Origin of the sequence: Nonomuraea rhizosphaerae, assembly GCF_019396405.1 — a bacterium.
Taxonomy (GTDB): Bacteria; Actinomycetota; Actinomycetes; order Streptosporangiales; family Streptosporangiaceae; genus Nonomuraea; species Nonomuraea rhizosphaerae.
In genome coordinates this window covers 1-6,076 of record NZ_JAHKRL010000258.1, presented here as the reverse complement: position 1 = coordinate 6,076, position 6,076 = coordinate 1, and the positions used below count along the sequence as shown (strand labels likewise).

Genomic DNA, 6,076 nt, shown 5'->3' with positions numbered 1-6,076 from the left:
CAGCGCGTTCTCCCCGATCGGCGACGTGGGCTGGGTGGCCGCCGTCAAGCACTTCCGCGGCGAGGACCCGGGCTCGTTCGGCGACAACGCGAAGCAGGCGCTGAAGGAGTTCGCCGCCTCGGTCGCCTTCTACGGCGTGTACGACGCCGCCGCCCCGCTGACCAGGACCGTGGTCAAGAACACGGACGTGCAGGCGTTCGTCAACCGGCTGGCCGGCGGCTCGATCGGCTACGGCCCCACGTACGACGTCCTGAGCGGGGAGAGCGGCTCGGACCTCCTGCCCACATGGAAGCAGACGCTGGGCCGGGCGCTGCTGTACTACACGATGGCCCACAAACCGATGAGGTGAGGCATGGCTCCCGAACCGCAGCCGCCGCCGGAGCGGCCCGAGACCGTCACGGTCACCTCGTCGAGCGGCCCGTACCACACGCTCTGGGACATCGCCGAGCAGCTCTTCGAGGACGGCTCCCGCTGGGAGAGCATCTACCAGGCCAACCGCGACACGCTCGACAACCCGAACGAGCTGCGCCTGGGCATGACGCTACGGCTGCCGATGGAGATCTACCCCGCCCACATCAGGGCGGCGGCCGGGGCCTTCGACACCGAGAAGAACGAGCTGGGCGAGTTCGTCAAGGGCGCCGCGGCGGAGCTGAACACGATCGGGGCCTTCTGGGGCACCGGGGAGCTGGGCACGAAGTTCTTCAGGGGCGAGGGCGGCCGCATGGGGTACGAGGCCGTGTCGGGGCAGGTCATCGACGGCGTGGACGTGCTGAGGAACGCCTACCACGAGGTGCCGGCCCGGCTGCGCTCGACGGCCGACCGGGTCCAGGTCGCCGACTGGGACAGCGTGCTCACGGTCATGTCCGCGCTGCCGACCCCGGACCCCGACGAGCCGGTCTGGGGCGAGGACCGCTGACCCTCAGTCCTGATCGAAGCCCAGCACGCGCTCCAGCTCGGCGGTCGCCTCCACGGGGTCGTAGCCGGGGATGCCCTCGCGCATCAGGTCGTGGATCTGGCGCTGGGCGTCCGCGTTCGCCTCGCGTACGGCGGTGACGGTCTCCTCGGCCAGGTCCTCGCTGGGCAGGCGCATGGCGCGGGACCCGTAGGTGACCTCCAGGACGCGGCCGGTCGAGTCCACGCTCGCCCCGACGTGGCCCGACGGGCCCTTGCCCGTGCCGACGACCTTGCCGAGGTCCTCCTGCGCCGTCTCGATCCAGGCCAGCATCCGCTCGCTCTGGCGGGTGGCCTCGTCCAGGTCCCGGTCCGTGATGTTCCCCGGGTCGTACTTCGGCCCGAACATGTCTCCCCCTATCGAACGTCGAAGGCCGCCTGAGCCGCCTGCTCGACCCGCTGGTGGACGAAGTCCTCGTCGAGCGGCGGCGGCAGCGCGGCGGCCGACTCCCTGGCCTCCTCGACGATCTCCTGTGCCTGGCGCGCCGCGTCCTCCTGGGCCGCCTGGAGCACCGCCGTCACCTGCCTGCCGAGCGCCGCCTCGCCGAGCCGCAGCGCCCTCGGGTCGAGGCGCAGATCGGTCACGCCGCCCTGGCCGTCGGCGCTCGCCTCGATCAGGCCGTCCGCGCTCGTGGCCTGACCCCGTAGCCGCCGGATCGCCGTCCGCGCGGCCCGCAGGTTGCCGATGATCTGCCGGCTCTGGGTGATGTATCGGTCCATGTACTCGGCGTCGTCTTCCGGCGCGGGTGTCAGCATGGGGTGCTCCAGCGGTCAGAGATCGGACGGGTGGCCAGTCTAGACACACCTGACGTGCGGGTTGACAGCGAGACATCCATTCAGCGAGAGACTAAATGTCCCGATTGCTATGGTGTATGAGCATGACGGGACTTGAGATGTCCATGGGGGCTTTGGGGCGAGAAGCCGCGGAGATCGAGGCCCACGGGGCGAACTACGACGCCGCACCGCTCGCCGAACGCGGGGAGGGCGGGACGTCCTGGGGAGACGACGGCCTGTTCGGGGTGTTCCAGGCCGCGTACGCCGAGTGCACGCGGATCGCGGTCGCGGCCTACGGCGGGATATCCGCGGACATGACCGGCCACAGCGACGGGATGCGTCTCTCGATCAGGAGCATAGAGGACGCGGACGCCGCCAGCAGGGGGCCCGGTCTATGGGTTTGATGCTTCCCTCAGAGCTGACCCTGTTCGTCCCCTTCTGGCCGAACATCAACGAAGACCACCCGCGAGCGGACGGCCAGGCCTGGCGGCTCCAGAACGCCAGGGCCGAGCCCTCGGCCCAGAGCGCCGAGATGGCGGCCCACCGGTCGCGGCAGTACTACAGCGGCCAGGCCGCCACGGCCATGGCGGTCGACTGGAACAGGATCGGAGCCGGCGGCAACCTCACCCAGGCCACCGCCGCCGCGCGAACCGCGCCCGTGCTCCTCGACGGCTTCGCCAACGTGGTCAGCGGGGTGAAGGTGTTCGCCGCCACCCAGGCGGCCAGCACCGCGGTCCAGGTCGCCACGTTGGTGGCGCTGGGGGGCGCGGTGGGGGCGACGGCCGCCCACGCGCGCACCATCGCCGGCCGGGCGGCCGTGGCGAGGGGCATGCGCGTCGGCGCGGAGGGCGCCGGCCGGCTGAGCCCGATACTGGAACGGTTCGTCACCGGACCGCTGCGCGCCCTGCGTTTCGGCGGCAGAGGCCCGGGAGGAGGCCCGGCGCTGGCCACCGCGGGCGGCCGGGTCCCGGGGGGCAGCATGGTGCCGAGGATGCCGGCCGCTCCCCGCTCCTTCAAGGACGGCATGGCCCAGATGAGCCGTGGCAGGGGCGGCGGCAGGGGTGGCGGTGGCGGCCGCAGCGGTTGGCGAGGCCAGTCGCACAAGTTCAAGGGCTCCGTCCCCAAGGACACGAGCAACATGACGAAGGAGCAGGCCGAGGAATTGGAGAAGAAGCTGGCGCAAAGTGTCGACGAGCGGACGCTGGAGAGGAAGTGGTTCAACACCCCTGACCCCGGACACGAGCACAGGCTCGAGTCGGAGAAGAAGGCGTTGGGCAGGATCCGGCGCTTCCTCGGGAAGGACGAGTAGCCGATGCGGACGCAAGCGGGCGACGACCTGATCGAGCGCATCCGCGCGCACTCATCCGACGGCGCCGTGGTCGGCCCGGCGGCCAACGACCTGCTGAGCGAGCTGTTCGCGGGCTACCCCGTGGAGAACCTCGCCCGGCTCCTGCGCAGCGGCGACGACGCGGCCGTGCGGACGGGCGCCTGGCTGCTGTCGGAGCTGGGGGATCTCGCGGCCCCGATGCTGGGGGAGGTGCCCGCCCTGCTCGTCCACCCGCTCCCCCAGGTGCGGTTCTTCGCGATCGACGTGGTGCCGTCCGGCGGCGACGCCCGGCACGGACCGGCCGTCGCGCGCGTCCTGAGCCTGAGCGCGGACCCCGAGCCGGGCGTGCGCTGGAAGGTCCTCGGCTACCTGGCCGACGCCACGGCCGGGCAGCTCGCGGCCGGGGCGTCGTACCTGGAGGAGGGCCGGGTCAAGGAGCTGACCACGTGGTTGGCGCGCCTGGAGGACGACGGTCCCGATCCGCGCGAGGTGCTGGCCCGGCTCGACGACCCGGATCCGACGACCCGGCTGTTCGCCGCGGCCGCCGCCGCGCGCCTGTACGACGAGGACGGCAGCCTCCTGGAGCACGCCGCCACGCTGGAGGACGAAGAGATCCGATCATTCGCCCAGGCGGGCTTGGATCGCTGAGCCTCCGGGCCGCCCGGTGAGGCCGTCCGGTGAGGCCGTCCGGTGAGGCCGTCCGGGTCAGAGGACCGACCGGACGGCTTCGGCGGTGCGGCCGACGACCGCGGACCGGTCGCCCGCCGTGATGATGGGCCGCTGGATCAGGATCGGGTGGCTGGCCAGCGCCTTGATCCAGCGCCCGCGGCTGGAGGCGTCGCGCGGCCAGTCGGCGATGCCCAGCTCGGCCGCCGTGGCCTCGCCGAACCGGGTGATGTCCCAGGGTTCGAGGCGCAGCTTGCTGAGCACCTCGCGCAGCTCGATCTCGTTGGGAGGATCCTCGAGGTAGCGCCGTATCGTGTAGTCGGCTTGCTCTGTGTCGAGGAGCTGCAGCGCGGAGTGGCACTTCGAGCAGTCGGGGTTGATCCAGATCTCCATGCCGGTTCCTTCGAGATCATTAAATTGCACTAGCAAGTGTTGGCTATACCGGTTAAGACGTCAAGCTCGGCCGCATTTGGCCAACTACAGCGGGTGTTAATCTGGGGCGCGTGGACCCAGCGCTCGATGCCGTCGCGGTGCTCAGCGACGACCTGCGGCACCGCATGTACGACTACATCCGCCGCGCGGACGGCCCGGTGACCAGGGACGAGGCGGCCGAGAGCGTCGGGATCTCGCGCAAGCTGGCCGCCTTCCACCTGGAAAAGCTCGTGGCCGTGGGGCTGCTGTCGGCCTCGTACACCCAGCCGAACGGGCTGCGCCGGGTCGGCCGCGCCCCCAAGGTCTACCGGCCGACCGACCTGAGCATCCAGGTGAGCATCCCGCGGCGTGAGCACGACCTGCTGGCCGACCTCCTGCTCGACGGCGTCCGCGGGCAGCGTCCCGGGGAGAGCGGGCGCGACTCCGCGTTGCGCGCCGCCGCCGACCGTGGCCGCGCGCTCGGTGACGCCCACCGCGACCAGGAGCGTCCCGGGCGGCTCGGCGCCGAACGCGCCCTCACCTACGCGGCTCGGATGCTCGAACAGCACGGCTTCGAGCCGTCCCGCGTCACCCCGACGCTCGTGCGGCTGCGCAACTGCCCGTTCCACCCGCTGGCGGCCAAGGACCCCGATCTGGTGTGCGCGATCAACCAGGCGTTCGTGTCGGGGCTGCTGGACGGCCTGGGCGCCGCCACGCTCGACGCCAACCTGGTTCCCCGCCCGGGGGCGTGCTGTGTCGAGCTGGCTCCGGCTGTGACTCCGGTCACGGCCTAAATATTTTGTTACCGGCTCTTTATCTGCCCCGACCAGCCCCTCCGACGCCTCGGGGACCCCTTTGGTTTACCCCCATCACAAATTAATGTCCCAAATTTCATGACAAAGGGTGGCTGACGCGTACAGAATGCGGAACGCCCAGCAACCGTCCACTCCTTCTGGAGGACACCCATATGCGTAGACCCCTAGGGGTACTCGCGTGCATCGTGAGCCTTGCCGCGCTCGGTACGCCGGTCGCCACGGCCCACGCCGCGACGGTGCCGCAAACCGCGTGCCGACTGACCGTGGCGAAGCCGCAGGTCACCGCCGCCCGCAAGATCACGACCTCCGCCTCCCGCCGCGGCTGCGAAGGCACCGCCCTGGTCCGCGTACGCATCAAGCGCGCGGTTCCCGGTGCGGACCCCGTCGTCAAGAGCGCCGCCGGCAGAGGCGTCAACCCACGCGTCAGGGTGGCGCTGCCCTGCACCCCCGGTGTCTACTACGCGGTCGTCACCGACTACCGCGGCAACATCGGCAAGTCCCGGCCGGTCCGGTTGACGACGTGCGCGCCCACGACCACCACGCCGACGCCCACCCCCACGGACACGTCGACCCCCACCACGTCGCCCACGGCCACGCCTACGCCCACGCCCAGCACGCCCTCCAGCGGCGGCGTCGGCACGAGCGAGGAGAACGAGGTCGTGCGGCTGACCAACGCCGAGCGCGCCAAGGGCGGCTGCCAGCCGCTCAAGCACGACGCCCAGCTGCGCAAGGCCTCCTTCGACCACTCCGCGGACATGGCGGCCAAGAACTACTTCAGCCACACCTCGCAGGACGGCCGTAGCTTCCTCGACCGCATCCGCGGCGCCGGCTTCACCGGCGGCAACGCCTGGGCCGAGAACATCGCCATGGGCCAGCCGACCCCGGCCTCCGTGGTCACCGCCTGGATGAACAGTTCGGGTCACCGGGCCAACATCATGAACTGCAAGTACAACCTCATCGGCGTCGGCGCGGCCAAGAACTCCAGGGGCCAGATCTACTGGACCCAGGACTTCGCCGCCAGGTAAGCCGCCAAGGTCCCCGCGAGTCCGCTCGCGGGGCCTCCATATATAGGGCGGGAGCGGACTCGCCCGCACGGCGCCCGCTCCCCACCCCCTGCTGAGCCGCCCCCCCC

General features: G+C 71.1%; 10 protein-coding genes. 7 read left to right on the top strand and 3 right to left on the bottom strand.

The annotated features are described in order from the left end of the window. Both KME77_RS13060 and KME77_RS13055 read left to right on the top strand, forming a co-directional pair. The coding region (locus tag KME77_RS13060; RefSeq protein WP_219466377.1) for a hypothetical protein at positions 1–349 on the top strand (349 nt) is incomplete at its 5' end. Between the two features lie 3 nt (positions 350–352). Then, positions 353–916, top strand: coding sequence for a LysM peptidoglycan-binding domain-containing protein (locus KME77_RS13055; protein ID WP_219466376.1), 564 nt, complete (start codon positions 353–355; stop codon positions 914–916). Positions 917–919: 3 nt separating this feature from the next. Here the strand turns inward: KME77_RS13055 and KME77_RS13050 are convergent, their stop codons facing one another. Together KME77_RS13050 and KME77_RS13045 are read right to left on the bottom strand one after the other, a co-directional pair. After that, positions 920–1,300, bottom strand: coding sequence for a YbaB/EbfC family nucleoid-associated protein (locus KME77_RS13050; RefSeq protein ID WP_219466373.1), 381 nt, complete (start codon positions 1,298–1,300; stop codon positions 920–922). 8 nt (positions 1,301–1,308) lie between these two features. After that, positions 1,309–1,707, bottom strand: coding sequence for a YbaB/EbfC family nucleoid-associated protein (locus KME77_RS13045; protein ID WP_219466370.1), 399 nt, complete (start codon positions 1,705–1,707; stop codon positions 1,309–1,311). A 122-nt stretch (positions 1,708–1,829) separates the two neighbouring features. Here KME77_RS13045 and KME77_RS13040 point away from each other — a divergent pair, with 122 nt between their 5' ends. The 3 genes from KME77_RS13040 to KME77_RS13030 are packed head-to-tail and all read left to right on the top strand — an operon-like array spanning position 1,830 to position 3,700. Further along, a complete protein-coding gene (locus KME77_RS13040) occupies positions 1,830–2,129 on the top strand; it encodes a hypothetical protein (protein ID WP_219466368.1) in 300 nt (99 codons plus the stop codon). Then, positions 2,129–3,034 (top strand): hypothetical protein, encoded by a 906-nt coding sequence (locus KME77_RS13035; protein WP_219466359.1) that lies wholly within the window; start codon positions 2,129–2,131, stop codon positions 3,032–3,034. The genes KME77_RS13040 and KME77_RS13035 overlap by 1 nt, the downstream gene beginning before the upstream one ends. Positions 3,035–3,037: 3 nt before the next feature. Continuing rightward, positions 3,038–3,700: a hypothetical protein gene (locus KME77_RS13030; RefSeq protein WP_219466355.1), complete on the top strand. Its 663-nt coding sequence runs from the start codon at positions 3,038–3,040 to the stop codon at positions 3,698–3,700. Positions 3,701–3,757: 57 nt separating this feature from the next. On the opposite strand, the gene KME77_RS13025 is transcribed toward KME77_RS13030, so the two are convergent. After that, a complete protein-coding gene (locus KME77_RS13025) occupies positions 3,758–4,111 on the bottom strand; it encodes an ArsC/Spx/MgsR family protein (protein ID WP_219466353.1) in 354 nt (117 codons plus the stop codon). Between the two features lie 110 nt (positions 4,112–4,221). On the opposite strand from KME77_RS13025, the gene KME77_RS13020 reads away from it, so the two are divergent. Beyond that, on the top strand, positions 4,222–4,923 hold the full coding sequence (locus tag KME77_RS13020; RefSeq protein WP_219466352.1) for a helix-turn-helix transcriptional regulator: 702 nt from the start codon (positions 4,222–4,224) through the stop codon (positions 4,921–4,923). Positions 4,924–5,096: 173 nt separating this feature from the next. Continuing rightward, positions 5,097–5,969: a CAP domain-containing protein gene (locus KME77_RS13015; RefSeq protein WP_219466349.1), complete on the top strand. Its 873-nt coding sequence runs from the start codon at positions 5,097–5,099 to the stop codon at positions 5,967–5,969. The last annotated feature ends 107 nt before the right edge of the window (positions 5,970–6,076 follow it).

Coding starts and splice junctions, on each gene's coding strand:
- KME77_RS13045 (WP_219466370.1), bottom strand. CDS start 1,707: ATGCTGACACCCGCGCCGGAAGACGACGCCGAGTACATGGACCGATAC.
- KME77_RS13015 (WP_219466349.1), top strand. CDS start 5,097: ATGCGTAGACCCCTAGGGGTACTCGCGTGCATCGTGAGCCTTGCCGCG.
- KME77_RS13050 (WP_219466373.1), bottom strand. CDS start 1,300: ATGTTCGGGCCGAAGTACGACCCGGGGAACATCACGGACCGGGACCTG.
- KME77_RS13055 (WP_219466376.1), top strand. CDS start 353: ATGGCTCCCGAACCGCAGCCGCCGCCGGAGCGGCCCGAGACCGTCACG.
- KME77_RS13030 (WP_219466355.1), top strand. CDS start 3,038: ATGCGGACGCAAGCGGGCGACGACCTGATCGAGCGCATCCGCGCGCAC.
- KME77_RS13035 (WP_219466359.1), top strand. CDS start 2,129: ATGCTTCCCTCAGAGCTGACCCTGTTCGTCCCCTTCTGGCCGAACATC.
- KME77_RS13040 (WP_219466368.1), top strand. CDS start 1,830: ATGACGGGACTTGAGATGTCCATGGGGGCTTTGGGGCGAGAAGCCGCG.
- KME77_RS13025 (WP_219466353.1), bottom strand. CDS start 4,111: ATGGAGATCTGGATCAACCCCGACTGCTCGAAGTGCCACTCCGCGCTG.